21 protein-coding genes are annotated in these 24976 nt (G+C 63.0%); 14 read left to right on the top strand and 7 right to left on the bottom strand.

The window, feature by feature from the left end; translation table 11 throughout:
• The first annotated feature begins 10 nt into the window (after window positions 1-10).
• A complete protein-coding gene (gene folD, locus C8K66_RS29205) occupies window positions 11-928 on the top strand; it encodes a bifunctional methylenetetrahydrofolate dehydrogenase/methenyltetrahydrofolate cyclohydrolase FolD (protein WP_082643919.1) in 918 nt (305 codons plus the stop codon).
• Window positions 929-1465: 537 nt separating this feature from the next.
• Here the strand turns inward: folD (C8K66_RS29205) and C8K66_RS29195 are convergent.
• From C8K66_RS29195 to glnT, 5 genes are all read right to left on the bottom strand, one after another.
• Window positions 1466-2791: an ammonium transporter gene (locus C8K66_RS29195; protein WP_046383912.1), complete on the bottom strand. Its 1326-nt coding sequence runs from the start codon at window positions 2789-2791 to the stop codon at window positions 1466-1468.
• A gap of 188 nt (window positions 2792-2979) precedes the next feature.
• Window positions 2980-4302, bottom strand: coding sequence for an FMN-binding glutamate synthase family protein (locus tag C8K66_RS29185; protein WP_046383913.1), 1323 nt, complete (start codon window positions 4300-4302; stop codon window positions 2980-2982).
• A gap of 15 nt (window positions 4303-4317) precedes the next feature.
• On the bottom strand, window positions 4318-4992 hold the full coding sequence (locus C8K66_RS29180; RefSeq protein WP_046383914.1) for a protein glxC: 675 nt from the start codon (window positions 4990-4992) through the stop codon (window positions 4318-4320).
• 11 nt (window positions 4993-5003) lie between these two features.
• Entirely contained in the window at window positions 5004-5909 is a 906-nt protein-coding gene (locus tag C8K66_RS29175) for a glutamine amidotransferase family protein (RefSeq protein WP_108526650.1), read from the bottom strand.
• Window positions 5910-5931: 22 nt separating this feature from the next.
• Complete coding sequence (gene glnT / locus C8K66_RS29170) at window positions 5932-7266, bottom strand: type III glutamate--ammonia ligase (protein WP_057005902.1); 1335 nt, start codon at window positions 7264-7266, stop codon at window positions 5932-5934.
• A 282-nt stretch (window positions 7267-7548) separates the two neighbouring features.
• Here glnT and C8K66_RS29165 point away from each other — a divergent pair, with 282 nt between their 5' ends.
• From C8K66_RS29165 to C8K66_RS29130, 8 genes are all read left to right on the top strand, one after another.
• Window positions 7549-8148, top strand: coding sequence for a helix-turn-helix domain-containing protein (locus tag C8K66_RS29165; RefSeq protein WP_046383917.1), 600 nt, complete (start codon window positions 7549-7551; stop codon window positions 8146-8148).
• 284 nt (window positions 8149-8432) lie between these two features.
• Entirely contained in the window at window positions 8433-9299 is an 867-nt protein-coding gene (gene purU, locus C8K66_RS29160; RefSeq protein ID WP_046383918.1) for a formyltetrahydrofolate deformylase, read from the top strand.
• Window positions 9296-10201: a bifunctional methylenetetrahydrofolate dehydrogenase/methenyltetrahydrofolate cyclohydrolase FolD gene (gene folD / locus C8K66_RS29155; protein ID WP_079443521.1), complete on the top strand. Its 906-nt coding sequence runs from the start codon at window positions 9296-9298 to the stop codon at window positions 10199-10201. Before purU ends, folD (C8K66_RS29155) begins: the two co-directional genes overlap by 4 nt.
• The gene (locus C8K66_RS29150) at window positions 10183-11424 is read left to right on the top strand and encodes an FAD-dependent oxidoreductase (protein WP_046383920.1); all 1242 of its coding nucleotides are present in this window, start codon (window positions 10183-10185) and stop codon (window positions 11422-11424) included. Before folD (C8K66_RS29155) ends, C8K66_RS29150 begins: the two co-directional genes overlap by 19 nt.
• A 13-nt stretch (window positions 11425-11437) precedes the next feature.
• Window positions 11438-11737, top strand: a complete 300-nt coding sequence (locus C8K66_RS29145; RefSeq protein ID WP_057005905.1) for a sarcosine oxidase subunit delta — start codon at window positions 11438-11440, stop codon at window positions 11735-11737.
• Entirely contained in the window at window positions 11734-14631 is a 2898-nt protein-coding gene (locus tag C8K66_RS29140; protein WP_108526649.1) for a 2Fe-2S iron-sulfur cluster-binding protein, read from the top strand. Before C8K66_RS29145 ends, C8K66_RS29140 begins: the two co-directional genes overlap by 4 nt.
• 3 nt (window positions 14632-14634) lie before the next feature.
• On the top strand, window positions 14635-15207 hold the full coding sequence (locus tag C8K66_RS29135) for a sarcosine oxidase subunit gamma (protein ID WP_079443519.1): 573 nt from the start codon (window positions 14635-14637) through the stop codon (window positions 15205-15207).
• A gap of 940 nt (window positions 15208-16147) precedes the next feature.
• Window positions 16148-16633: a flavin reductase family protein gene (locus C8K66_RS29130; protein WP_057005908.1), complete on the top strand. Its 486-nt coding sequence runs from the start codon at window positions 16148-16150 to the stop codon at window positions 16631-16633.
• Window positions 16634-16686: 53 nt separating this feature from the next.
• On the opposite strand, the gene C8K66_RS29125 is transcribed toward C8K66_RS29130, so the two are convergent.
• Entirely contained in the window at window positions 16687-16905 is a 219-nt protein-coding gene (locus C8K66_RS29125) for a hypothetical protein (protein WP_046383925.1), read from the bottom strand.
• Window positions 16906-17093: 188 nt separating this feature from the next.
• Here C8K66_RS29125 and C8K66_RS29120 point away from each other — a divergent pair, with 188 nt between their 5' ends.
• A complete protein-coding gene (locus C8K66_RS29120; RefSeq protein WP_046383926.1) occupies window positions 17094-18137 on the top strand; it encodes an LLM class flavin-dependent oxidoreductase in 1044 nt (347 codons plus the stop codon).
• A 50-nt stretch (window positions 18138-18187) separates the two neighbouring features.
• Here C8K66_RS29120 and C8K66_RS29115 read toward each other — a convergent pair whose 3' ends face one another.
• Window positions 18188-19363 (bottom strand): XylR family transcriptional regulator, encoded by a 1176-nt coding sequence (locus C8K66_RS29115; protein ID WP_046383927.1) that lies wholly within the window; start codon window positions 19361-19363, stop codon window positions 18188-18190.
• A gap of 139 nt (window positions 19364-19502) precedes the next feature.
• Here C8K66_RS29115 and xylA point away from each other — a divergent pair, with 139 nt between their 5' ends.
• From xylA to C8K66_RS29095, 4 genes are all read left to right on the top strand, one after another.
• Window positions 19503-20819 carry a xylose isomerase gene (gene xylA, locus C8K66_RS29110; protein WP_046383928.1) on the top strand — a complete coding sequence of 439 codons (1317 nt, stop codon included), beginning with the start codon at window positions 19503-19505 and terminating at the stop codon, window positions 20817-20819.
• A 232-nt stretch (window positions 20820-21051) separates the two neighbouring features.
• Window positions 21052-22050 carry a D-xylose ABC transporter substrate-binding protein gene (gene xylF, locus C8K66_RS29105; RefSeq protein ID WP_017847900.1) on the top strand — a complete coding sequence of 333 codons (999 nt, stop codon included), beginning with the start codon at window positions 21052-21054 and terminating at the stop codon, window positions 22048-22050.
• Window positions 22051-22185: 135 nt separating this feature from the next.
• Window positions 22186-23730 carry a D-xylose ABC transporter ATP-binding protein gene (gene xylG, locus C8K66_RS29100; protein ID WP_108526648.1) on the top strand — a complete coding sequence of 515 codons (1545 nt, stop codon included), beginning with the start codon at window positions 22186-22188 and terminating at the stop codon, window positions 23728-23730.
• Window positions 23731-24867 (top strand): sugar ABC transporter permease, encoded by a 1137-nt coding sequence (locus tag C8K66_RS29095; protein WP_046383931.1) that lies wholly within the window; start codon window positions 23731-23733, stop codon window positions 24865-24867.
• Window positions 24868-24976 lie beyond the last annotated feature (109 nt).

The raw sequence follows: 24976 nt of genomic DNA, 5'->3' as shown, positions 1-24976 counted from the left end.
CCAGACAACGGTGACGCTTTTGACCAGCACTCTCCCTTCCCTTGCCCGCGATATCGACGGCAAGGCCATTTCTGCCCAGGTTCTCGACGAGGTTCGCGAAGAGGTCCTGCTGCTTGCCGCGCAAAAAATCTTCCCGGCCCTGGCTGTCGTGCTGGTGGGCGACGATCCGGCCAGCGAAGTGTATGTGCGCAACAAACTGCTGCGGGCCAAGGAAGTCGGGATTCGCTCCCTTGAATACCGGCTGCCGGATGACGCCAGCCAGGCGCAAGTGCTCGACCTGCTGGCCCAGTTGAACGCCGACGTTTCGGTCAATGGCGTGCTGGTGCAGTTGCCGTTGCCGGCGCATATCGACGAGGCGGCCGTGATCCATGCGATTGACCCGATCAAGGACGTGGACGGTTTCCACCGTGAGAACGTCGGCGGCCTGGTGCAAGGCATCGAGGTGCTCACGCCTTGCACGCCCAGCGGCTGCATGCGCCTGCTGCATGAAACCTGCGGCGATTTGAGTGGCTTGCACGCGGTGGTGATTGGCCGCTCGAACATCGTCGGCAAACCGATGGCGACCCTGCTGTTGCAGGCCAACTGCTCGGTCACCGTGGTGCATTCACGCAGCGTCGATGCTCAGGCATTGTGCCGCTTGGCCGATATCGTCGTCGCTGCGGTCGGTCGGCCGCAGTTGATCGATGCCAGCTGGCTCAAGCCTGGCGCGGTGGTGATCGATGTGGGGATCAACCGCATCAGCACCGAGACCGGTACGCGGTTGGTGGGCGATGTGGACTACGCCAGCGCACGCACCGTGGCCAGCGCGATTACGCCGGTGCCGGGTGGTGTGGGGCCGATGACGATTGCCTACCTGCTGAAAAACACCCTGGTGGCGAGCCAGTTGCAACGCAAAGCCCTGCCCCGAGCGCTGGCGCTGCACCTGTAGGAGCGAGCTTGCTCGCGAAAAACGCCCAAGCAACGCGGTCATCCAGGATGCCCGCGTTATCGTTAACGACCTTCGCGAGCAAGCTCGCTCCTACAGGGTTCTCAGGGGTTGTAGGCGGCCAGGTCCCGACTCATGGGCTCGCAGGCTGAAGAACACTCTGGTGGCGAGCCAGTTGCAACGCAAAGCCCTGCCCCGAGCGCTGGCGCTGCACTTGTAGGAGCGAGCTTGCTCGCGAAAAACGCCCAGGCAACGCGGCCATCCAGGATGCCCGCGTTATCGTTAACGACCTTCGCGAGCAAGCTCGCTCCTACAGGGTTCTCAGGGGTTGTAGGCGGCCAGGTCCCGACTCATGGGCTCGCAGGCTGAAGAACACCCTGGTGGCGAGCCAGTTGCAACGCAAAGCCCTGCCCCGAGCGCTGGCGCTGTACCTGTAGGAGCGAGCTTGCTCGCGAAAAACGTCCAGGCAACGCGGTCATCCAGGATGCCCGCGTTATCGTTAACGACCTTCGCGAGCAAGCTCGCTCCTACAGTGGGCCGTTAGTGGTTGTAGGCGCGCTCGTTGTGCTCGGCCAGGTCCAGGCCCATCTCTTCCACCGACTCATGGGCACGCAGGCCGACCAGGGCATTGACCACCTTGAGGATGATCCAGCTGACCACGAAGCAGTACACCGTGGTCAGCAACACCCCCTTGATCTGGGCGACGACTTGGCCGCCCATGGTCACGCCTTCCACCAGGCCGCCCATGGACGGCACGCAGAACACCCCGGTGAGCACCGCGCCGATCATGCCGCCGATGCCGTGCAGGCCGAATACGTCGAGGCTGTCGTCGTAGCCGAAGCGCCGCTTCAACACGGTCACGCTCAAGTAGCAGAACACCCCGCACAGCAAGCCGATGGCCAACGCGCCGCCGACGCCGACATAGGCGCACGCCGGGGTGATCCCCACCAGACCGGCCAATGCACCGCTGGCCAGGCCCAGGGCGCTGGGTTTGCCGACCTTGAACCACTCGGTGAACATCCAGCCGAGAATCCCCGCACACGCGCCCAGTTGGGTGTTGAGCATGACAATCCCCGAGGTGCCGTTGAGGCCGCCGCCGGAGCCGATATTGAAGCCGAACCAGCCGACCCAGAGCATCGCCGCACCGGCCATGGTCAGGCTCAGGTTATGCGCGGGCATCGGCGTGTTCTGGTAGCCCTTGCGCTTGCCGAGGATCAGGCATGCGGCGAGCGCGGCCACACCGGCGTTGATGTGTACGGCGGTGCCACCGGCAAAGTCGAGCACGCCCCAGTTATGCATCAAGGCCCCCGAACCGCCCCAGACCATATGCGCCACCGGGGCATACACCAGGGTGAACCAGATGGCCATGAACAGCAGCGCCGCCGAGAACTTCATGCGTTCGGCGAAGGCGCCAGCGATCAGCGCCGGGGTGATGATTGCGAAGGTCATCTGGAAGGTCACGAACACGCCTTCCGGAATATCCCCAACCAGGCTCTCGGGGGTCATGCCCGCCAGGAACGCGCGGCTCAGGCCGCCGACAAAACTGTTGAAGGTCACCTGCCCTTCGACCATGCCCGTGGTGTCCACCACCATGCTGTAGCCGTAGATCACCCACAGCACGCCCACCAGCCCGGCGACGCCAAAACACTGGGTGAACAGCGAGAGCATGTTTTTCGCCCGGACCAGCCCGCCGTAGAACAGCGCGAGCCCCGGCAGGCACATGAACAGCACCAGCACCGCGGCGGTGACCATCCAGGCGGTGCTGCCGGTGTTCAAGGTGGGCGCATCGGCGGCCTGCGCCAAGGGGGCGAAGGCACAGGCGGCCAATAAGCCGAAGAGGGATTTGCCGAGAAGACGATTGATCATGTTCAAAGCTCCTGCAAAAGATAGGGGAGATGCATGTAGGAGCGAGGGGGACGCCTAGTTCTTGCTCGCGAAAAACGTCCAGGCAACGCGGTCATCCAGGATGCCCGCGTTATCGTTAACGACCTTCGCGAGCAGGCTCGCTCCTACAGGGGTGGAACGCCGTAGCAGCCGGCAAGCCGGCTCGTCACTCAGTAACCGGAACCCGGTATCCAACGGGTCCCCGCCAACGGCACCCGGGCCATGGCGGCCGACTCCACCGTCAGCGCCACCAGGTCCTCGGGGTCGAGGTTGTGCAGGTGCGACTTGCCGCACGCACGGGCCATGGTCTGGGCCTCCAACACCATCACCCGCAGGTAGTTGGCCAAACGACGCCCGCCTTCCACCGGGTCCAGGCGTTTCGACAGCTCCGGGTCCTGGGTGGTGATGCCGGCCGGGTCGCGGCCGTTCTGCCAGTCGTCGTAGAAGCCGGCGGCCGAGCCGATCTTTTTCAGTTCCGCGTCCAGTCGTGGGTGGTTGTCGCCCAGGGCAATCAGCGCCGCCGTGCCGATGGCCACCGCATCCGCGCCCATCGCCATGGCCTTGGCCACATCGGCGCCGTTGCGAATCCCGCCCGACACAATCAACTGGACCTTGCGGTGCATGCCCATCTCTTGCAAAGCCTGTACCGCTTGCGGGATCGCCGACAAAATCGGGATGCCGACGTGTTCGATGAACACTTCCTGGGTCGCCGCGGTGCCACCCTGCATGCCGTCGAGCACGATCACATCGGCACCGGCCTTGACCGCCAGCTTCACGTCGTAATACGGCCGGCTGGCGCCGATTTTCACGTAGATCGGTTTTTCCCAATCGGTGATTTCGCGCAACTCGGCAATCTTGATCGCCAGGTCGTCCGGGCCGGTCCAGTCCGGGTGGCGGCAGGCGCTGCGCTGGTCCACGCCGATCGGCAAGGTACGCATGCCGGCCACGCGTTCGGTGACCTTCATGCCCAGCAACATGCCGCCACCGCCGGGCTTGGCGCCCTGGCCGAGGACGATCTCGATGGCGTCGGCCTTGCGCAGGTCATCGGGGTTCATGCCGTAGCGCGACGGCAGGTACTGGTACACCAGGTGCCGCGACTGGCCGCGCTCTTCCGGGGTCATGCCGCCGTCACCGGTGGTGGTGCTGGTGCCGGCGATGCTCGCGCCACGGCCCAGGGCTTCCTTGGCGTTGGCCGACAACGCACCGAAACTCATGCCGGCGATGGTCACCGGGATCTTCAGGTGGATCGGCTTCTTGGCGAAGCGGTTGCCGAGGATCACATCGGTGCCGCACTTCTCGCGATAGCCTTCCAGCGGGTAACGCGACACGCTGGCGCCCAGCAGCAGCAAGTCATCGAAGTGCGGCAACTTGCGCTTGGTACCGCCGCCGCGAATGTCGTAGATGCCGGTTTCGGCGGCACGCTGGATTTCCTGGATGGTCAGGCGGTCGAAGGTGGCCGACTCGCGCAACACTGGAGGGGTTTTTTCACTCATGGTGTAGCTCCTGGTTCAGTACGCGGAGGCGTTATCGACTTTGAAGTTGTACAGCTGGCGGGCCGAGCCGTAGCGCTTGAAATCCGCCGCGCGGTGGGCGAAACCGGCGCGATCGAGCAGCTCCTGCAGCTCTTGCAGGTGCTCGCTGCGCATCTCTTTTTCGACGCAATCGGAGCCCAGCGACTCGACCGTGCCCTTCACGTAGATGTGGGTCTCGTACAGCGAATCGCCCAGCGCATCGCCGGCATCGCCGCAGACGACCAGACGCCCGGCCTGGCCCATGAAGCAGCTCATGTGGCCGATGCTGCCGCCGACCACGATGTCGATGCCTTTCATGGAAATCCCGCAACGCGCCCCCGCGTCGCCTTCGATCACCAGCAAGCCGCCATGGGCCGTGGCCCCGGCCGCCTGGGACGCGCTGCCTTTGACGCGCACCGAACCGGACATCATGTTCTCGGCGCAGCCCACGCCGACGTTGCCGTGTACGGTGATCGACGCCTGTTGGTTCATGCCCGCGCAGTAGTAGCCGGCGTGGCCTTCGATATCGATGGACACCGCCTGATTCACCCCCACCGCAAGGTTGTGCTTGCCGTTGGAGTGGGTGACGCGCCACTCGTTGTCGATGGCCTGGGCGTGCAGCGCCTGGTTGAGGTCACGCACGGTGGCGGTGGAAAGGTCGATGGTTTTCATGTGTGCGCTCCTTAAGCTGACTGGCGTTCCCAGATGTACAAAGTGGCCGGTGCGGGCTCCCAGATGCGGGCATTCTCGATGCCTGGCAGGCTCGACAGCGCCTGGTACTCGGAGGCCATGGCGACGTAGTCGTCGGTCTCGGCGAGGATCGCCGGCTTGCACGCGATCGGATCGCGGATCACCGCAAAACCGTTGCGCGTGCCGATGGCGAAGGTGAAGAAGCCGTCGAGGTCTTCCAGGGCGTGGTCCAGCGCGTCTTTGAGCGAGTCGCCCTGTTGCAGGCGCCAGGTCAAGTAGCCGGCGGCGACTTCGGTGTCGTTGTCGGTTTCGAAATGGATGCCTTCGCGCTTGAGTTCCTGGCGCAGGCGGAAGTGGTTCGACAGCGAACCGTTATGCACCAGGCACAAGTCGGCACCGGTGGAAAACGGGTGGCTGCCTTCCATGGTCACCGCGCTTTCGGTGGCCATGCGGGTGTGGCCGATGATGTGGCTGCCCTGCATGCTCGCCAGGCCGAAGCGCTGGGAAATCTCCTGGGGCAGGCCCATGCCCTTGAGGATCTCGATGCTCTGCCCGGCGCTCATGACCCGCACGCTCGGCGCCAGTTCGGCCAGGGCCAGGCGTACCGGGGCTTCGTCGGCGTGGATCTTCAACACGGCGGCGCTGGCGTTCTGAAACCAGTCCAGCGAACAGCCCAGCCGCCCTTCCAGCTCGCCCATCAGGGCTTTCCAGTCGAAGGCCTCGGTGGTTGCTTGCAGGGTCAGCTTGACCCAGCCGTCAGCGACTTCATCACCGTAGATGGCAAAGCCCGCACTGTCCGGGCCACGGTCGGTCATAGCCTGCAACATCGGTTCAAACAGCTGGCCGAGCTGGGGTTCCAGCCGGGGGTTTTTCAGGTACAGACCTACGATTCCACACATATCAAGTCTCCGTCACACGGTGTCAGAAAAATTCGGTATAGCGCTGGACTTCCCAGTCGCTCACATGGCGGCTGTATTCCACCCACTCCATGCGCTTGAGTTTGATGAACTCACCCACGATCTGCGGGCCGAGCACCTCGGCGAACAGCGGGTCGGCTTCCAGCGCGTCGCAGGCTTCCTTGAGGGATTGCGGCAAGGTCTTGATGCCGCGCTCGGCGATTTGTTCCAGGCTCAGGCTGTAGAGGTTTTCATTGCAGACGTGGTCGATTTCCAGCTGGCGATCGATACCGTCCAGGCCCGCCGCGATGATCGCGGCGCTGACCAGGTAAGGATTGCAGCCGGCATCCGGCAGGCGGAACTCCAGGCGGCCGTAAGGCACGCGCACCATGGCCGAACGGTTGTTGGCGCCAAACGCGATAAAGGCCGGGGCCCAGGTAGCGCCGGACAGCGAGTGGCCCACCACCAGGCGCTTGTAGGAGTTGACGGTGGGCGCGGCGAACGCACACAGCGCCGGGCCATGGGCGAGCAGGCCGGCGGCGAAGTGATAGGCCAGCTTCGACAGGCCCATGCCGCTCGGGTCGCTGGCGTCGTGGAACAGGTTCTTGTTCTCGGCGCTGCTGATCGACAGATGAAAGTGCATGCCGTTGCCGGCGCGTTTCGGGTCGGGCTTGGGCATGAAGGAACAGATCATGCCCAGGTCATTGGCGATCTCGCCGGCAGCCATGCGGAAGAAGGTGAAACGGTCGGCCGAGGTCAGGGCGTCGCTGTAGGTGTAGTTGATCTCGAACTGGCCGTTGGCGTCTTCGTGGTCGATCTGATAGACCTCGAAATCCACCGCCTGCAAGGCTTCGGTCAGGCGTTCCAGGAATACCCGCGAGCGCGACAGGCCCTTGTAGTCGTAGCAGGGCTTGTCGAGGTTGTCGCTGGGGTCGACCAGTTGCAGCTTGCCCTGCTCGTCGCGGCGCATCAGGTTGAATTCGGGTTCCAGGCCGGTGTTCAGCGTCCAGCCCTTGTCCTGCAGGCGCTGCACCTGCTGCTGCAGCACGTAGCGGCTATCAAAGGGATGGGGCTTGCCGTCGACATGCCCGACGCACACCACGCGCCCGTAACCCGGCTGCCAGGGCACCGGGGTCAGCGTGGACAGGTCACCCCGCGCCATGAAGTCCGGGCCGTGGGGTTCCATGCCCATGCCGCTGATGGCAAACCCGGCAAACCCGGCGCCCTCTTCGGCCACCGTCTTGAGCCCGCAAATCGGCACCGACTTGGTCTTGGCCGCACCGTGTATATCCACAAACTGCGCAAGCACGTACTTGATGCCGTACTTGTCGATGATGCGCTGGGTTTCTGCTGGCAACATTGCGTGTCACTCCTCGCGAAAGGCAAAACCGTGTGGGTGGGCCTGGACTGTCTCTTTATTCCTAAAAAGAAAGTTAGTTTCTCCACAGGAATGCAATACCCTTGCCAGATTCGCGAGCGGCCGATTGAAGTGCCGGTGAAAGCGCTTTTGTGCTGTATATATGGGAAAATTGTTTTCCCCGTGGGAATACGTGCCTGGGCACGGCCGCCAAGCGCCGCTGCTTGCACTTTCCTAGTGCGAAACTAATATTACTGAACGGAAAGCGTGCAGGATCTGATGACTATGTCCACCGAAACCGCCCCCCGCCTCAAACTCGAGCAATACCTGGGTTTGCAGATCAAACGCCAGCGCCAGGCCCAGGACCTGAAGCTGTCCGACGTGGCGAAGATTGCCGATATCAGCCAGGGCATGTTGAGCAAGATCGAAAACGCCCAGGTCTCCACCAGCCTCGACACCCTCAGCCGCCTGTGCGATGTGCTCGGGCTGCCGTTGTCGAAATTGTTCGCCGAATACGATCAACAGGACGGCAGTGCCTTGCTGGTCAAGGCCGACCAAGGCATGGAAGTGGTGCGCCGGGGGACGGAAAAGGGGCATACCTACCATCTGCTCAACCATACCCGGGGGCCGAAGAAGAGCTTCGAGGCATACATGGTCAGCATGGACGACGCCAGCGAGGAGTTCCCAACCTTTGCCCACCCTGGGACCGAGTTTCTGCACTTGTTGGAAGGGGAGCTGATTTATCGGCATGGGAATCAGCTGTATCGGATGGAAGCCGGCGACAGCCTGACGTTCGAGGGCGAGATTCCCCATGGGCCGGAAGAATTGGTGCGGGTGCCGATTCGCCTGCTGTCGATCATGAATTACGGCAACGACAAAGAATAATCCGGACTCGCGATACACCTGAAGCACAGAGATCCAATTGTGGGAGGGGGGCAAGCCCCCTCCCACATTTTCAACAGCGTTCGATGCCACTGGGCCTGTGGAAAATTTCCCCTCAGTTAAAAAACTTTCCCAAAACCCCTAGACGCCCTGCGTCCATTCCCCTATAAAGCCACTTCAGGAATATTTTATTCCTCACAAGAAAATGCGCTCACGGAATGAGCCTGCTGTCCTCTGACGTTTTTTCGCTATGCGATGAGCTGCCGCCATCATCCCGAGGACGTGTCATGCAACACGAAAAAAACCATTTCATCATCAAGGTCACTTGTCCCGCGGTGTCCGGCATTGTCGCTGCCGTCACCACGTACCTGGCGGACAACGCGTGCTACATCGGGGAGATGGCGCAGTTCGATGATGACTTCAGCGGTCGCTTCTTCATGCGTGCCGTGTTCCGTTTCAACGATGGGCACGCCGGCGACCTGGAACAGATCCGCGCCGGTTTCGCCGACGTCGCCCAGGCCTTCGACATGCAGTGGGCGCTGTACGACACCCGCGAGCCGATGCGTGTGCTGCTGATGGTGAGCAAGTTCGACCACTGCCTCACCGACCTGCTCTACCGCTACCACAAGGGCGAGATGGACATGACCATCACCGCCATCGTCTCCAACCACCTCGACCTGCGGCCCATGGCCGAGCGCGAGGGCATCCGCTTTATCTACCTGCCCGTGACCAAGGACACCAAGGCCGCGCAGGAAGCCGAGCTGATGAAGATCGTCGACGACACCCGCACCGAACTGGTGGTGTTGGCGCGCTACATGCAGATCCTCTCCGACGACCTGTGCCGGCAACTGTCGGGGCGCGCGATCAATATCCACCATTCGTTCCTGCCCGGTTTCAAAGGCGCCAAGCCCTATCACCAGGCCTATCAGCGTGGCGTGAAGTTGATCGGCGCCACCGCGCATTATGTGACCAGCGACCTGGATGAGGGCCCGATCATCGAACAGGAAGTGCAGCGCGTGGACCACGTGTACAAGCCCGACGACCTCGTCGCCATCGGCCGCGACACCGAAACCGTGGCCCTGTCCAAGGCGGTCAAGTACCACCTGGAGCATCGGGTGTTCCTCAACCAGGACAGAACGGTGGTGTTCCGGTGAGCGCGCCCAAACTGATCGACGGCAAAGCCGCCGCCGCACGGGTACTGCTGCAAGTGCGCGAAGACGTGGCGCGCCTGCACGAGCAAGCCATTCAACCGGCCCTGGCGGTGATCCTGGTGGGCAACGACGCCGCCAGCCAGGTGTATGTGCGCAACAAGATCCTGCGCGCCGAAGAAGTGGGCATCCGCTCCGTGGAGCATCGGCTGCCCAGCGACACCAGCACCGAACAACTGTTGATCCTGATCGCCCAGTTGAATGCCGACCCGGCGATCCACGGCATTCTCCTGCAATTGCCGCTGCCCAAGCAGATGGACGAACTGCGCGCCCTGGAAGCCATCGCGCCGCAGAAAGACGTGGACGGTTTCCACAGCCAGAACGTCGGCGGCCTCAGCCAGGGGCGCGCCGTGCTCACGCCCTGCACTCCCAGCGGTTGCCTGTACCTGCTGGAGCAAACCTGTGGCGACCTGCGCGGTAAACACGCGGTGGTGGTCGGCCGCTCGAACATCGTCGGCAAGCCCATGGCGGCGCTGCTGCTCAAGGCCGATTGCTCGGTGACGGTGCTGCATTCGCGCAGCCACAACGCCCAGGCCCTGTGCCGCCAGGCCGACATCGTGATCGCCGCCGTGGGCCGCCCACGCTTGATCGATGCCAGCTGGCTCAAACCCGGCGCGGTGGTGATCGACGTCGGCATCAACCGTATCGATGACGACGGCCGCAGCCGCCTGGTGGGCGATGTCGACTTCGACGCCGCCCTGCCCCACGTCGCCGCCATCACCCCGGTCCCCGGCGGTGTCGGCCCGATGACCATTGCCTTCCTGATGAAAAACACCGTGACCGCCGCCCTTGCGCAACATCACGCCCTACGCAGCCAATCGGAGGCCGTATGCCATTCAATCTATTGAAATACGGGCTGAGTTCGGAGTACCCGGTGGAGGTGGATCTGCCGCCGCCCAAAGAACTCAAGTCGAGTTACGACGTGGTGATCATCGGCGCCGGCGGCCACGGCCTGGCGACCGCCTACTACCTGGCCAAGTACCACGGCATCAGCAACATTGCCGTGCTGGAAAAGTCCTATCTGGGCGGCGGCAACACCGCGCGTAACACAGCGGTGATCCGCTCCAACTACCTGACCAGCGAAGGGGTGCGCTTCTACGCCGAGTCAGTGAAGATGTTCCAGGCGCTGTCCAACGAATTCGATTTCAACATCATGTACTCCGAGCGCGGCCAACTGACCCTGGCCCACACCGACGCCACCGTGCGTTCGTTCCGCCAGCGCGCCGAGGTCAACAAGCACTTCGGCGGGCGCACCGAGATGATCGACCGCCAGCAGATCCGCGAACTGGTGCCCAGCCTCAACCTCGACCCCGGCCACCTGCCGGTGCTCGCCGGGCTCTGGCACATCGACGGCGCCACCGCGCGCCACGATGCCGTGGCCTGGGGCTACGCCAAGCAGGCGGCCAAGCGCGGCGTGGAAATCCATCAGCTCACCGAAGTGCAAGACCTGATCATTGAAAACGGCGCCATCACCGCGGTGAAAACCAATCGCGGCACCATCCGGTGCGGCTGCGCGGTGCAGGCGATTGCCGGGCACAGCTCACTGTTGATGGCCAAGGCCGGCATCCGCTCGCCGATCCAGACCTTCCCGCTGCAGGCCATGGTCACCCAGCCGTTCAAGCCGTTCCTCGACCCGCTGGTGAGTTCCTCGGCCCTGCACTGCTACGTGCAGCAAACCAGTCGCGGCGAAGTGGTGTTCGGCGGCGGTTCCGACCCCTACCCGCTGTTCAACACACGCTCGACCCTGGACCTCAAGGAAAGCCTGCTGGCCCATGCCATCGAGATGTTCCCGTTCCTGGCCAACGCCAAGTTGATGCGCCAGTGGGCCGGGATCACCGACATGACCCCGGACTACAGCCCGATCATGGGCCTGTCGCCGGTGAAGAATTACTACCTCGACGCCGGTTGGGGCACCTGGGGTTTCAAGGCCACGCCGATCTGCGGCAAGACCATGGCCGAGTTGGTCGCCAGCGGCGGCAAGGTACCGGAGCTGATCAAACCCTTTGGCCTCGAACGTTTCTCGACCTTCCAGCAAGTCAATGAGATGGGCGCCACGGCGGCCAGTCACTGATGGAGAGTGGACTATGAAAATCATGATGTGCCCGCTCAACGGGCCGCGCAATATCAGCGAGTTCACCTACGGCGGCGAGTTCAAGCCCATGCCCGATCCGGTCAACTGCAGCGACGCCGAATGGGCCGACTACGTGTTCAACACCGACAACCTCGCCGGTGTAGTGCGTGAATGGTGGATGCACACGCCGTCCAGCTACTGGTTCCTCGCCGAGCGCCACACCGTCACCGACGAGATCCTGCGCACCTTCGACCCCAAGGAACTGTTCACCCACCGCGTCGACTTCAACACCCCCCAGGAGATCGCCGGATGAACCGCCTCCCCGCCCCCATGGGCCTGCTGATCCAACGCGATCAGCCACTCGATTTCAGTTTCGACGGCCACCCCTACCAGGGCCTGCAGGGCGACAGCATCGCCAGCGCCCTGCTCGCCAACGGGCGCTTTCTGATGTCGCGCTCGTTCAAATACCACCGCCCACGCGGGCCGCTGAGCATGGCCGGCCAGGACGCCAACAGCCTGGTGCAATTGCCCCAGGAACCCAACGTGCTGGCCGATGCCCACGCGCTGAGCAACGGCCTGGCGGTGACCGCGCAGAACGTCAACGGCACGCTGGACCACGACCGCGATGCCTATATGGGCAAGTTCTCCAAATTCATGCCGGTGGGTTTCTACTACCGCTCGTTCTACAAGCCCAAGGGCATGTGGAAAGTGTGGGAGCCGATCATCCGTAAAAAAGCCGGCCTGGGCGTGCTCGACCTGAACTTCCAGCCCGAGTACTACGACAAGGCCTACCTGTTCACCGACCTCGCCGTCATCGGCGCCGGCCCCGCCGGCTTGCAGGCGGCGCTGACCGCCGCGAATGCCGGGGCGAAGGTGCTGCTGATCGAGCAGCAGCCGATCCTCGGCGGTTCGCTCACTTATGCGCGCTTCGATATCGCCGGCACCCGCGCCGACAGCCTGCGCCGCGAATTGCTCAGCGCGGTGCAGCAACACGCGAATATCCAGGTGCTCACCGAGGCCACCTGCAACGCCTGGTTCACCGACAACTACCTGCCGGTGATCCAGGGCAAGCGCCTGTACAAGGTGCGCGCGCAGCAGTGCCTGGTGTGCAGCGGCTCGTTCGACCAGCCAGTGATCTTTCGCAACAACGACCTGCCGGGGGTGATGCTGACCAGCGCCGCGCAACGCCTGATCAAGCTCTACGCCGTCAAGCCCGGCAAACGCGCGGTGGTGCTCACCGGCAACGATGACGGTTACCTCGCCGCCCTCGACCTGCATGACCAGGGCGTGGACGTTGCCGCCGTGGTCGACCTGCGCCACGCCCCCGCCGACCAGGCCCTGGCCGGCGCGCTGGCGCAGCGCAAGATCCGTTGCCTGACTAACAGCACGGTGTTCGAGGCCTTGCATGAAAAAGGCCTGCGCCATGTGAAGGGTGTCGATGTGCGCCAGATCACCGCTCAGGGCCAGGTCAGTGACAAGGGGCAGGTGATCGACTGCGACCTGCTGTGCATGTCGGCCGGCTATATGCCGGTGTACCAACTGCTGTGCCAGGCCGGCGGCAAATTGGCCTATGAGGACTCGCGTGCAGAGTTCAGCCTCAGCGGCCTGCCGCAGAACCTGAATGTGGCCGGTTCGGTCCACGGTCGGCACCAACTGGACAATGTGCTGGCGGACGCGAGCAACGCCGCCCACGACATCGCCCTCGCCCTCGGCTTGAGCCCTGCCGCAGCGCGTACCCCGCTGCGCAGCGAAGCCCAGGTCAACTTCAACTGGCCGATCTTCCCGCACCCCAAGGGCAAGGATTTCGTCGACTTCGACGAAGACCTGCAAGTGGCGGATATCGTCAACGCCACCCGCATCGGCTACCGCGATGTGCAGTTGGTGAAACGCTACTCCACCGTCGGCATGGGCCCGTCCCAGGGCCGCCACTCGGCGTTGCCGACCGCGCGCCTGGTGGCCTGGGCGACCCAGCGCAATATCAGCGAAACCGGGGTCACCACCGCACGGCCGCCGTTCGTGGCGGAGAAACTCGCCCACGTCGCCGGGCGCGCCTTCGACCCCTACCGGCAAACGCCGATGCATGCGCGGCACCTGCAGGCCGGGGCGAAGATGATGCCCGCCGGCATCTGGCAGCGCCCGGCCTATTACGGCAAGGCCGAGGACCGCGACGCCTGCATGCAGGCCGAAGCCCTGCATGTGCGCAACAAGGTCGGGCTGATCGATGTGTCCACCCTCGGCGGCCTGGACGTGCGCGGCCCGGATGCCGCCGAACTGCTCAACCGGATGTACACCTTCGCGTTTCTCAAGCAGCCGGTGGGCCGTTCGCGTTATGCGCTGATGACCAATGAACACGGGGTGGTGATCGACGACGGCGTGTGCGCGCGGCTGGCCGACAAGCACTTCTACGTCACCGCCACCACCAGCGGCGTCGACCGCATCTACCAGCAGATGCTCAAGTGGAACGCGCAATGGCGCCTGGACGTGGATGTGGCCAACGTCACCGCCGCGATCTGTGCGGTGAACGTGGCCGGGCCGGATTCGCGCAAAGTGCTGGAACAGCTGTGCAGCGACCTCGACCTGAGCGCCGAGGCCTTCCCTTACCTGGGCGTGCGCCAGGGCACGGTGGCCGGGATCAAGGCGCGGCTGCTGCGGGTCGGTTTCGTCGGCGAACTGGGTTATGAAATCCACGTTGCCGCACGTCATGGCCTCGCATTGTGGGATGCGTTGATGGCCGCCGGCAAAGCCTTCGACATTCGCCCCTTCGGCGTCGAAACCCAGCGCCTGCTGCGCCTGGAAAAAGGCCACGTGATCATCAGCCAGGACACCGACGGCATGACCCACCCGGCGGAAATCGACATGGGCTGGGCGGTCAGTCGCAACAAACCGTTCTTCGTCGGCCGCCGCTCGGTGGACATCCTCGAAGCCCAGCCGCTGAAACGCAAACTGGTCGGCTTCAGCTTGCCCAAGGGCAGCGTGCAGCCGCTGGAAGGCCACCTGGTGCTCAACGGCCCGGACATCAGCGGCAACGTCACCTCGTGTGAATACTCCGCGAGCCTGGGCCGGATCATCGGCCTGGCCTACGCCGGGATCGACCAGAGCACACCGGGGCAATGCATTCCGATTCGCGTCGAAGGCGGCATCGTCGTCCAGGCCGAAGTGGTGCAGCTACCGTTCTTCGACCCCACCAACCAACGCCAGGAGGGTTAAGCCATGACCAGTCTGAAAGCCCACGAATTGCTCACGCCGCCCTGCCGCCTGATCGACCAGACCGACCTGCCCCGGGTCGGCTTTCGCGGCGCACACAGCGCCGAGTACCTCACGGCCCGCGGCTTCACCCTGCCCGACGCGCCCAACCGAGCGACCGCGCAGGCGGACGGCAGCTGGGTGGCGCGCCTGTCACAGAACGAATACCTGCTGCTGGGCAGCCCTGCGGACCAGGGCCAGCGCATCGCCGATGAAGAAGCGCGCTGGGAGCTCGACCACCGCGCCCACTACCTGCTGCCGCGCCAGGACAGTCATGCTTGCGTGCTGCTCAGCGGCACGGTGATTGCCCAGGTGATGGCCAAGCTGTGCGGCGTCGATCTCAGTTTTCCGGCCTTCAAGCCGGGGGCGGTGGCGCAGACGGCGGCGGCACGGATCAATGTGATCGTCATCCACTCGGGAAGCGTGGACGCGCCGGCGTTCCATATCCTCTGGGACCGCGCCTCGAAGGACTACTTCGACGGCGCGTTGCGGGATGCGTTGGAGGAGTTTGGCGGGGTGGGGCTTGCCGATCGCGCGTAAAACCAGGGTCAACGTGGCGCTCTCGGGTTTTTCGCGAGCAAGCTCGCTCCTACAGATGACCCCGTCACCGTAGGAGCGGAGCTTGCCCGCGAGGGTCGTTAACGATGACGTGGTAAGCCAGGATTAACGCAGCGGCCTCAGGTTTTTCGCGAGCAAGCTCGCTCCTACAGATGACCCCGTCACCGTAGGAGCGGAGCTTGCCCGCGAGGATCGTTAACGATGACGCGGTAAGCCAGGATTAACGCGGCGCTCTCGGGTTTTTCGCGAGCAAGCTCGCTCCTACAGATGACCCCGTCGCCGTAGGAGCGGAGCTTGCCCGCGAGGGTCGTTAACGATGACGCGGTAAGCCAGGATTAACGCAGCGGCCTCAGGTTTTTCGCGAGCAAGCTCGCTCCTACAGATGACCCCGTCGCCGTAGGAGCGGAGCTTGCCCGCGAGGATCGTTAACGATGACGCGGTAAGCCAGGATTAACGCAGCGGCCTCAGGTTTTTCGCGAGCAAGCTCGCTCCTACAGATGACCCCGTCACCGTAGGAGCGGAGCTTGCCCGCGAGGGTCGTTAACGATGACGCGGTAAGCCAGGATTAACGCCGCGCTCTCGCCAGAAAAACCTGTTCAGTTGGTATACCCCAACCGCCCCGCCCTGACCGCCTGCGTGTACTGACGCGTCGCCAGGCAGCAATCGATGAGGATCACGCTCGACAGCGCCACACGCCCCCCAGTTTTTTACACGACTGATCCGTAGCTCTGGCGCTAATCTGATCGGCTAATGTGCCACATGGCCAATAGCCATTTCTCGCCTTTACCCCAGTATTTATTGGTTACAAGACCAAGAATTGACGTTCATCGGGCGCTTGAAAAAGCAGTTGCATGCTTTGTATTACGGTATACCATAATACCTACAAACCTATAAAAACCGCCCCACCGCCGAGGACCGTCCCATGATCGATGCCGCTATCTACAAACAAGTGATGGGTTCGTTTCCGTCCGGGGTCACCGTGATCACCACGCTCGATGACGACGGGCAAATCGTCGGGCTGACCGCCAGTGCTTTCAGCTCGTTGTCGATGGACCCGGCGCTGGTGCTGTTCTGCCCCAACTACAGCTCCGACTCGTACCCGGTGTTGATCAAGAACAAACGCTTTGCCATCCATGTGCTCTCCGGCGGGCAGCAAACCGAAGCGTATGCCTTTGCGCGCAAGGGCAAAGACAAGGCCCAAGGCCTCGAATGGACGCTCAGCGAGCGGGGCAATCCGATCCTGGCGAATGCCACGGCGGTGATCGAATGCGAGCTGTGGCGCGAGTACGAAGGCGGCGACCACGCGATCATGGTCGGCTCGGTGAAGAACCTCATCGTGCCCCAGCAGAACGCCGCGCCACTGGTGTATTGCCACGGCAAGATGGGCGCATTGCCCATGCCGGCTTAAGCCACACACAAAACTTTGTGGGAGGGGGCTTGCCCCCGATAGCGGTGGGTCAGCTACAGATAAGCTGGCTGTTCCTCCGCCATCGGGGGCAAGCCCCCTCCCACAGTTTGATTGCGGGGTGTCAGCCCCTCCCAGTGGCGTGAGACCACGCGATCATGGTCGGCTCGGTGAAGAACCTCATGCACGTTGAGGATGATCAGCACAGCCACCAGAATCACCGGTAGGCTGGCAATCACCGCAAAGGCCAGGATCAGTTTTTGTTTTATGTTCATCGGGCTCGCCTTCCTTGTGAGGTGAGGGTGTAACCGTTGGAGAGAAAAGTTTTGTGGATATTCCATATTATGGTATACCAACAATCAATCCGCCGAACAGCCGTTATCCCCGGCAAGCGTTACAACGGCGAGAGCACTTAAGGGCCCGCGGTCGACAGGCCGATCACAATAGATCCGAGGTACGCGTCATGAAGTTTTCCCTGTTCGTACACATGGAACGTTGGGACGAGAGCATCAGCCACCGCCAGTTGTTCGAAGACTTGACCGAATTGACCCTGATGGCCGAAGCCGGTGGCTTCAGCACCGTCTGGATTGGCGAACACCACGCCATGGAATACACCATCTCGCCAAGCCCGATGCCGTTGCTGGCTTACCTCGCGGCCAAGACCACCACCATTCACCTGGGCGCCGGCACCATCATCGCGCCGTTCTGGCACCCGCTGCGGGTGGCGGGTGAATGCGCCTTGCTCGACGTGATCAGCAACGGCCGCATGGAAGTCGGCCTGGCCCGTGGCGCCTACCAGGTTGAGTTCGACCGCATGGCCGGCGGCATGCCCGCGTCCAGCGGCGGCCAGGCGCTGCGCGAAATGGTCCCGGTGGTGCGCGCGTTGTGGCAAGGCGACTACGCCCACGACGGCGACATCTGGAAATTCCCCACCTCCACCAGCGTGCCCAAGCCCGTACAGAAGCCCAACCCGCCGATGTGGATCGCCGCCCGCGACCCGGACTCCCACAACTTCGCAGTGGCCAACGGCTGCAACGTGATGGTCACGCCGCTGATGAAGGGCGACGAAGAAGTCCTGGACCTGAAAAACAAATTCCAGACCGCCCTCGACAACAACCCCGGCGTGCCGCGCCCGCAATTGATGGTGCTGCGCCACACCCACGTACACGCCGCCGACGACCCGGAAGGCTGGAAAGTCGGGGCCAAGGCGATCTCCAAGTTCTATCGCACCTTCGATGCCTGGTTCGGCAACAAGGAAGTGCCGGTCAATGGCTTCCTGGCGCCAAGCCCGGAAGAAAAATTCGCCGGCCGCCCGGAGTTCGAGCTGGACAGCCTGCACAAGACCGCGATGATCGGCACCGCCGCAGAAATCATCCCGCGCATCAAGTACTACCAGGAACTGGGCGTGGATGAGTTCAGCTTCTGGTGCGACAACAGCCTGCCCCATGCCGAGAAGAAAAAGTCCCTGGCGCTGTTTATCGAGCAGGTCGTGCCAGCGTTTCGTTGATCGGTGAATAACCAAGCCGCTTGCCTCTTCACGGAGCAAGCGGCTTTTTTCTAGGCCGCGCCTTGCTGGTATTCCCGCGGCGTACAGCCAAACTCACGGCGAAACACCGTATGCAGGTACTGCGCCGACTTGAAGCCACACTGCTGCGCCACATCGGCAATCGCCAGGGCGTGGTTTTCCAGGCCTTTGGCGGCGGCGGCGAGTTTGAAGCGCAGGATCTCGTCATGCACGCTGCACCCGCGTGTCTTGCGAAAGTGCGATTCCAGGGATGAGCGCGATACACCGACATACGCCGCGACCTGGGCGGTCTTGATGCCCTGGCAGGCGTACTGGCGGATGAACAGCAGCGCCTGCATCACATACGGATTGCCCAACGGCTGATGCAAGCTGGAAGCCTGCACATTGATTGCATCCGGTGGCACCAGGATCTGCGTGCCGGTGCAGGGTTTGCCGTGCAGCATCTGATGCAGCAGCGCGGCGGCCGTGCGGCCCATGGTTTCCGTGCCCTGGATCACCGAACTCAGCGGCACCCGCGTGAGGGTGCGGGTCAGCGGGTCGTTGTCGATGCCGATCAACGCCACCTCCTCCGGCACGGCGATACCGGCAGTGAGGCAGGCCTGCAGCAATTGCCGGGCGCGGGCGTCGGTGACGGCGATGATGCCGATGGGCTTGGGCAGGCTTTGCAGCCAGGCGATCTGCTGCTCCACCGCGCTGTCCCACAACGGCGCGCTGGTGCCCAGGCCGCGGTACACCTCCACCGGCAAACCATCGCGTTGCAGCAGGCGCTTGAAGGCCTTTTCGCGCTCCTGGGCCCAGCGATTGGCCTGGGCTGGCGGCAGGCTGAAACAGGCAAACCGGGTCAGTCCGGCCTCGATCAAATGCTCATACGCCAGCTTCATCAGCGCATGGTTGTCGGTGGCCACGTAGGGGATGCCCCTGGGGTAGGCACGCGCATCCTCATAGGAACCGCCCACCGCCACCACCGGCAGCTTGATATCGGCCAGTGCCTCGCCGATCAGCGGGTCGTCGAAGTCGGCAATGATGCCGTCGCCCTGCCAGCGCTCGATGCCTTTGAGGCGGCACAAAAAATCTTCCTCCAGGAACAAATCCCAGGACGCGCGGGTGCTGCTCAGGTAATTGCCGATGCCGGTGATGATGCCGCGGTCATAGATTTTGCTGCCGTTGAACAGCAAGGCGATGCGGTGGACGGGCGGTAGGGTTTTCATTGTTTTTGTCCTGAGGCCGGTCGCCACAGGTTAGACCCCGCCACTCAAAATCGCACTACACCTTGACGATTTTCATAATCGCCGGGCCCAGTGCCGTTGCTAGTATCCAGACACCGCCAAGAACAATAAGGAACACGCCATGACGTACTTCCCCGGTGTCGAGAAGGTTCGCTTCGAAGGCCCCGCCAGCGACGCCCCCCTCGCCTTTCGCCACTACGACGCCAACAAACTGATCCTCGGCAAACCGATGCGCGAACACCTGCGCATGGCGGCCTGTTATTGGCACACCTTCGTCTGGCCCGGCGCGGATATGTTTGGCATGGGCACCTTCAAGCGCCCGTGGCAGCGCAGCGGCGAGCCGATGGAAGTGGCGATCGGCAAGGCCGAGGCGGCCTTTGAGTTTTTCTCCAAGCTGGGCATCGACTACTACAGTTTTCACGACACCGACGTGGCGCCGGAAGGCAGCTCGCTCAAGGAGTACCGCAACCACTTCGCGCAGATGGTCGATCACCTCGAACGCCACCAGGAACAGACCGGCGTCAAACTGCTGTGGGGCACCGCCAATTGCTTCAGCAACCCGCGCTTTGCCGCCGGCGCCGCGAGTAACCCGGACCCGGAGGTGTTCGCCTACGCCGCCGCCCAGGTGTGCAGCGCGATGAACGCCACGCTGCGGCTCAAGGGCGCCAATTATGTGCTGTGGGGCGGCCGCGAAGGTTACGAAACCCTGCTCAATACCGACCTCAAGCGCGAGCGCGAACAGCTCGGGCGCTTTATGCACATGGTGGTGGAGCACAAGCACAAGATCGGCTTCAAGGGCGACCTGCTGATCGAACCCAAGCCCCAGGAGCCGACCAAGCACCAATACGATTACGACAGCGCCACGGTGTTCGGCTTCCTGCATGAGTACGGCCTGGAACACGAGATCAAGGTGAATATCGAGGCCAACCACGCGACCCTGGCCGGGCACAGCTTTCATCATGAGATCGCCACCGCGGTGTCCCTCGGGATCTTCGGCAGCATCGACGCCAACCGCGGCGACCCGCAGAACGGCTGGGACACCGACCAGTTCCCCAACAGCGTCGAGGAGATGACCCTCGCGACGTATGAAATCCTCAAGGCCGGCGGTTTCAAGAATGGCGGCTACAACTTCGATTCCAAGGTGCGCCGCCAGAGCCTGGACGAGATCGACCTGTTCCACGGCCACGTCGCCGCCATGGATGTGCTCGCCCTGGCGCTGGAACGCGCGGCGGCGATGGTGCAGAACGATCGGTTGCAGCAGTTCAAGGACCAGCGCTATGCCGGCTGGCAGCAACCGTTGGGCCAGGCGGTACTGGCCGGCGAATTCAGCCTGGAATCCCTGGCCGAACATGCGTTTGCCCACGAGCTCAACCCGCAGGCCGTGAGTGGTCGGCAGGAGATGCTCGAAGGCGTGGTCAATCGGTTTATCTACACCTGATCACGCAGCCCTCTGTGTAGGAGCGAGCTTGCTCGCGAAAAACGTCAACGATGACGCGTGATGCCTGGATAAACGTGTCGAGTTCGCGATTTTCGCGAGCAAGCTCGCTCCTACACAGGGGGCGGCGGTGACATTTGCGCGACAAATCTACGCACAGAGCGTCGAGGGACGCTCTACAGTTCTACCCGCATCACGCTGTGTCTTTCCAACAACAATAAAAGGACGCACCACCATGAAGTCATTTAAACGCACCCTGCTCGCCTCTGCCCTGGCCCTGCTCGCCCTGCCGGTCATGGCCGATCCGGCCCATCCGAAAATCGGTTTTTCCATCGACGACCTGCGCCTGGAACGCTGGTCCCGCGACCGTGACTACTTCGTCGCGGCGGCGGAAAAACTCGACGCCAAGGTGTTTGTGCAGTCGGCCGATGCCAACGAGCAAAAGCAGATTTCCCAGATCGAAAACCTGATCTCCCGCGGCGTCGACGTGATCGTGATCGTGCCGTTCAACGCCACCGTGCTGACCAACGCCATCGCCGAAGCCAAGAAGGCGGGGATCAAGGTGGTGTCGTATGACCGCCTGATCCTCAACGCGGATATCGACGCCTACATCTCCTTCGATAACGAAAAGGTCGGCGAGATGCAGGCCAATGGCGTGCTGCAGGCGGCGCCCAAGGGCAACTATTTCCTGCTCGGCGGTGCGCCCACCGACAACAATGCCAAGGTCCTGCGCGAAGGCCAGATGAAGGTGCTGCAACCGGCCATCGACAAGGGCGACATCAAGATTGTCGGCCAGCAGTGGGTCAAGGAATGGAACCCGACCGAAGCCCTGAGCATCGTCGAAAACGCCCTGACCCGAAACAACAATAAGATCGATGCCATCGTCGCCTCCAACGACGCCACCGCCGGCGGTGCGATCCAGGCCCTGGCCGCGCAGAAACTGGCGGGCAAGGTGCCGATCTCCGGGCAAGACGCCGACCTCGCCGCCGTCAAGCGCGTGATCGACGGCACCCAGACCATGACCGTGTACAAACCGCTCAAACTGATCGCCACCGAAGCCGCCAAGCTCTCGGTGCAACTGGCGCGCAACGAAAAGCCCACCTACAGCTCGCAATACGACAACGGCAGCAAGAAAGTCGACACCATCCTGCTCACCCCGACCCCGCTGACCAAGGCCAATATCGACCTGTTGGAGAAGGACGGCTTCTACACCAAAGAGCAGATCGGCCTGTAGGAGCGGGCTTGCCCGCGAAAAACGTCAACGATGACGTGGGCATCCTGGATGTGCGCGTTGCCTGGGGGTTCTTCGCGAGCAAGCTCGCTCCTACGGGAAACCGCGTTTCTTCGGCCTTTTGTGTGAGCCATCGCCATGTCGCACTACCTGCTGCAAATGAACGGCATCGTCAAACGCTTTGGCGGTGTCAACGCGCTCAACGGCATCGATATCAAGGTGCGGCCGGGGGAATGTGTCGGCCTGTGCGGCGAGAACGGTGCCGGTAAATCCACCTTGATGAAGGTGTTGTCGGCGGTCTATCCCCATGGCACCTGGGACGGCGAAATCCTCTGGGATGGCCAGCCGCTCAGGGCCCAGTCGATCAGCGAAACCGAGGCGGCCGGCATCGTCATCATTCACCAGGAACTGACCCTGGTGCCGGACCTGTCGGTGGCCGAGAACATCTTCATGGGCCACGAGCTGACCCTGCCCGGCGGGCGCATGAACTACCCGGCGATGCTGCACCGCGCCGAAGCGTTGATGCGCGAGCTGAAGGTGCCGGACATGAACGTCGCGCTGCCGGTGTCGCAGTATGGCGGCGGCTACCAGCAACTGGTGGAAATCGCCAAGGCCCTGAATAAACAGGCGCGCCTGCTGATCCTCGACGAGCCCTCCTCGGCCCTGACCCGCTCGGAAATCGAGGTGCTGCTGGAGATCATCAAGGGCCTCAAGGCCAAGGGCGTGGCCTGCGTGTACATCTCCCACAAGCTCGATGAAGTGGCGGCGGTGTGCGACACCATCACGGTAATCCGCGACGGCCAGCACATCGCGACCAGCGCCATGGCCGACATGGATATCCCCCGGATCATCACGCAGATGGTCGGGCGCGAAATGAGCAACCTCTACCCCACCGAGCCGCATGAGATCGGTGAGGTGATGTTCGAAGCGCGCCATGTCACCTGCTACGACGTCGACAACCCCAAGCGCAAACGCGTGGACGACATCTCCTTCGTACTCAGGCGCGGGGAAATCCTCGGCATTGCCGGGCTGGTCGGCGCCGGGCGCACGGAGCTGGTCTCGGCCTTGTTCGGCGCCTACCCCGGCCGCTACAGCGCCGAAGTCTGGCTCGATGGCCAACTGATCGACACGCGCACGCCGCTCAAATCGATCCGCGCCGGGCTGTGCATGGTGCCCGAGGACCGCAAGCGCCAGGGCATCATTCCCGACCTGGGCGTGGGCCAGAACATCACCCTGGCGGTACTCGACACCTACGCGCACCTGACGCGCATCGACGCCGAGGCCGAACTGGGCAGCATCGACCGGCAGATCGCGCGCATGCACCTCAAGACCGCCAGCCCGTTTTTGCCGATCACCAGCCTGTCCGGCGGCAATCAGCAAAAGGCCGTGCTGGCGAAAATGCTCATGGCCAAGCCCAAGGTGCTGATCCTCGACGAGCCCACGCGCGGGGTGGATGTGGGCGCCAAGTATGAGATCTACAAACTGATGGGCGCGCTGGCGGCCGAAGGCGTGGCGATCATCATGGTCTCCTCGGAACTGGCCGAAGTGCTCGGCGTGTCCAACCGCGTGCTGGTGATCGGCGACGGCCAGTTGCGTGGGGATTTCATCAACGAAGGCCTCACCCAGGAACAGGTCCTCGCCGCTGCGCTCAGCCAAAATAATAATGATCGGAAGACCGCTTAGATGAATCAGCTCAAACAGCTGTTTACCCGCTACAAAATGCTCGCGTTGGTGATCGCCGTGGCGTTCATCTGGCTGTTTTTCAGTTGGCAGACCGAGGGCGGCTTCCTCACCCCGCGCAACCTGTCCAACCTGCTGCGGCAGATGTCGATCACCGGGATTCTGGCCTGCGGCATGGTGCTGGTGATCATCAGCGGCGAGATCGATTTGTCGGTGGGCTCGATGCTCGGCTTGTTGGGCGGGCTCGCGGCGATTCTGGACGTGGTCTATCACCTGCCGCTGCTGGCCAACCTGAGCCTGGTGGCGCTGTGCGGGTTGATGATCGGTTTGGCCAACGGCTACATGACCGCGTACCTGCGCATCCCGTCGTTTATCGTCGGTTTGGGCGGCATGCTGGCGTTTCGCGGGATTCTGCTGGGCATCACCGGCGGCACCACCATCGCGCCGGTGTCGCCGTCGCTGGTGTACGTGGGCCAGGGCTATCTGCCGCATGCGGTGGGCATCGGCCTCGGGGTTTTGCTGTTTGCCCTGACCCTGTTTTTGACCTGGAAACAACGGCGCAACCGTGCACTGCATGGCTTGGCCTCACACTCATTGACTCGCGACGTGCTGCGCGTGGCGGTGATCGGCGCGGTGCTGGCCGGGTTCGTCACCATCCTCAACAGCTACGACGGCATCCCGGTGCCGGTGCTGCTGTTGCTGGTGCTGCTCGGCGTGTTCAGCTACGTCACCAGCCAGACCGTATTCGGCCGCCGCGTGTATGCGGTGGGCAGCAACATGGAAGCCACGCGCCTGTCGGGCATCAACGTGCAGGCCGTCAAACTGTGGATCTTCGGCATCATGGGCGTGATGTGCGCCCTCGCCGGCCTGGTCAACACCGCACGCCTCGCCGCCGGTTCACCGTCGGCGGGCAACATGGGCGAACTCGACGCCATCGCCGCCTGCTTTATCGGCGGCACCTCCATGCGCGGCGGCTCGGGCACGGTGTATGGCGCGCTGCTCGGGGCGCTGGTGATTACCAGCCTGGATAACGGCATGTCGATGCTGGATGTGGACAGTTACTGGCAGATGATTGTGAAGGGCAGCATTTTGGTGCTGGCGGTGTGGGTGGATGTGAGTACGCGGGCGGGTCGCCGATAAACCCCACTCTCCCATGTGGGAGGGGGCTTGCCCCGGTACAGACCGGAGACATCCTTTACGTTTGAAACCGGAGACATCGTTTACATGTATTAATCATGGCCAGGAGGTA

Origin of the sequence: Pseudomonas sp. GV105, assembly GCF_003058185.1 — a bacterium.
Classification (GTDB): Bacteria; Pseudomonadota; Gammaproteobacteria; order Pseudomonadales; family Pseudomonadaceae; genus Aquipseudomonas; species Aquipseudomonas veronii.
Note: the sequence above shows the minus strand (reverse complement) of the source record. Positions and strands in the feature narration are given on the sequence as shown.

Excerpts from the sequence above, each read along its gene's own strand:
- xylA (WP_046383928.1), top strand. The coding sequence starts at position 19,503 with ATGACGTACTTCCCCGGTGTCGAGAAGGTTCGCTTCGAAGGCCCCGCC.
- glnT (WP_057005902.1), bottom strand. The coding sequence starts at position 7,266 with ATGTTGCCAGCAGAAACCCAGCGCATCATCGACAAGTACGGCATCAAG.
- purU (WP_046383918.1), top strand. The coding sequence starts at position 8,433 with ATGCAACACGAAAAAAACCATTTCATCATCAAGGTCACTTGTCCCGCG.
- C8K66_RS29135 (WP_079443519.1), top strand. The coding sequence starts at position 14,635 with ATGACCAGTCTGAAAGCCCACGAATTGCTCACGCCGCCCTGCCGCCTG.
- C8K66_RS29125 (WP_046383925.1), bottom strand. The coding sequence starts at position 16,905 with ATGAACATAAAACAAAAACTGATCCTGGCCTTTGCGGTGATTGCCAGC.
- C8K66_RS29165 (WP_046383917.1), top strand. The coding sequence starts at position 7,549 with ATGTCCACCGAAACCGCCCCCCGCCTCAAACTCGAGCAATACCTGGGT.
- C8K66_RS29180 (WP_046383914.1), bottom strand. The coding sequence starts at position 4,992 with ATGAAAACCATCGACCTTTCCACCGCCACCGTGCGTGACCTCAACCAG.
- C8K66_RS29095 (WP_046383931.1), top strand. The coding sequence starts at position 23,731 with ATGAATCAGCTCAAACAGCTGTTTACCCGCTACAAAATGCTCGCGTTG.
- C8K66_RS29195 (WP_046383912.1), bottom strand. The coding sequence starts at position 2,791 with ATGATCAATCGTCTTCTCGGCAAATCCCTCTTCGGCTTATTGGCCGCC.
- C8K66_RS29150 (WP_046383920.1), top strand. The coding sequence starts at position 10,183 with ATGCCATTCAATCTATTGAAATACGGGCTGAGTTCGGAGTACCCGGTG.
- C8K66_RS29145 (WP_057005905.1), top strand. The coding sequence starts at position 11,438 with ATGAAAATCATGATGTGCCCGCTCAACGGGCCGCGCAATATCAGCGAG.
- xylF (WP_017847900.1), top strand. The coding sequence starts at position 21,052 with ATGAAGTCATTTAAACGCACCCTGCTCGCCTCTGCCCTGGCCCTGCTC.
- C8K66_RS29115 (WP_046383927.1), bottom strand. The coding sequence starts at position 19,363 with ATGAAAACCCTACCGCCCGTCCACCGCATCGCCTTGCTGTTCAACGGC.
- C8K66_RS29185 (WP_046383913.1), bottom strand. The coding sequence starts at position 4,302 with ATGAGTGAAAAAACCCCTCCAGTGTTGCGCGAGTCGGCCACCTTCGAC.
- C8K66_RS29130 (WP_057005908.1), top strand. The coding sequence starts at position 16,148 with ATGATCGATGCCGCTATCTACAAACAAGTGATGGGTTCGTTTCCGTCC.
- C8K66_RS29120 (WP_046383926.1), top strand. The coding sequence starts at position 17,094 with ATGAAGTTTTCCCTGTTCGTACACATGGAACGTTGGGACGAGAGCATC.
- C8K66_RS29175 (WP_108526650.1), bottom strand. The coding sequence starts at position 5,909 with ATGTGTGGAATCGTAGGTCTGTACCTGAAAAACCCCCGGCTGGAACCC.
- C8K66_RS29140 (WP_108526649.1), top strand. The coding sequence starts at position 11,734 with ATGAACCGCCTCCCCGCCCCCATGGGCCTGCTGATCCAACGCGATCAG.
- xylG (WP_108526648.1), top strand. The coding sequence starts at position 22,186 with ATGTCGCACTACCTGCTGCAAATGAACGGCATCGTCAAACGCTTTGGC.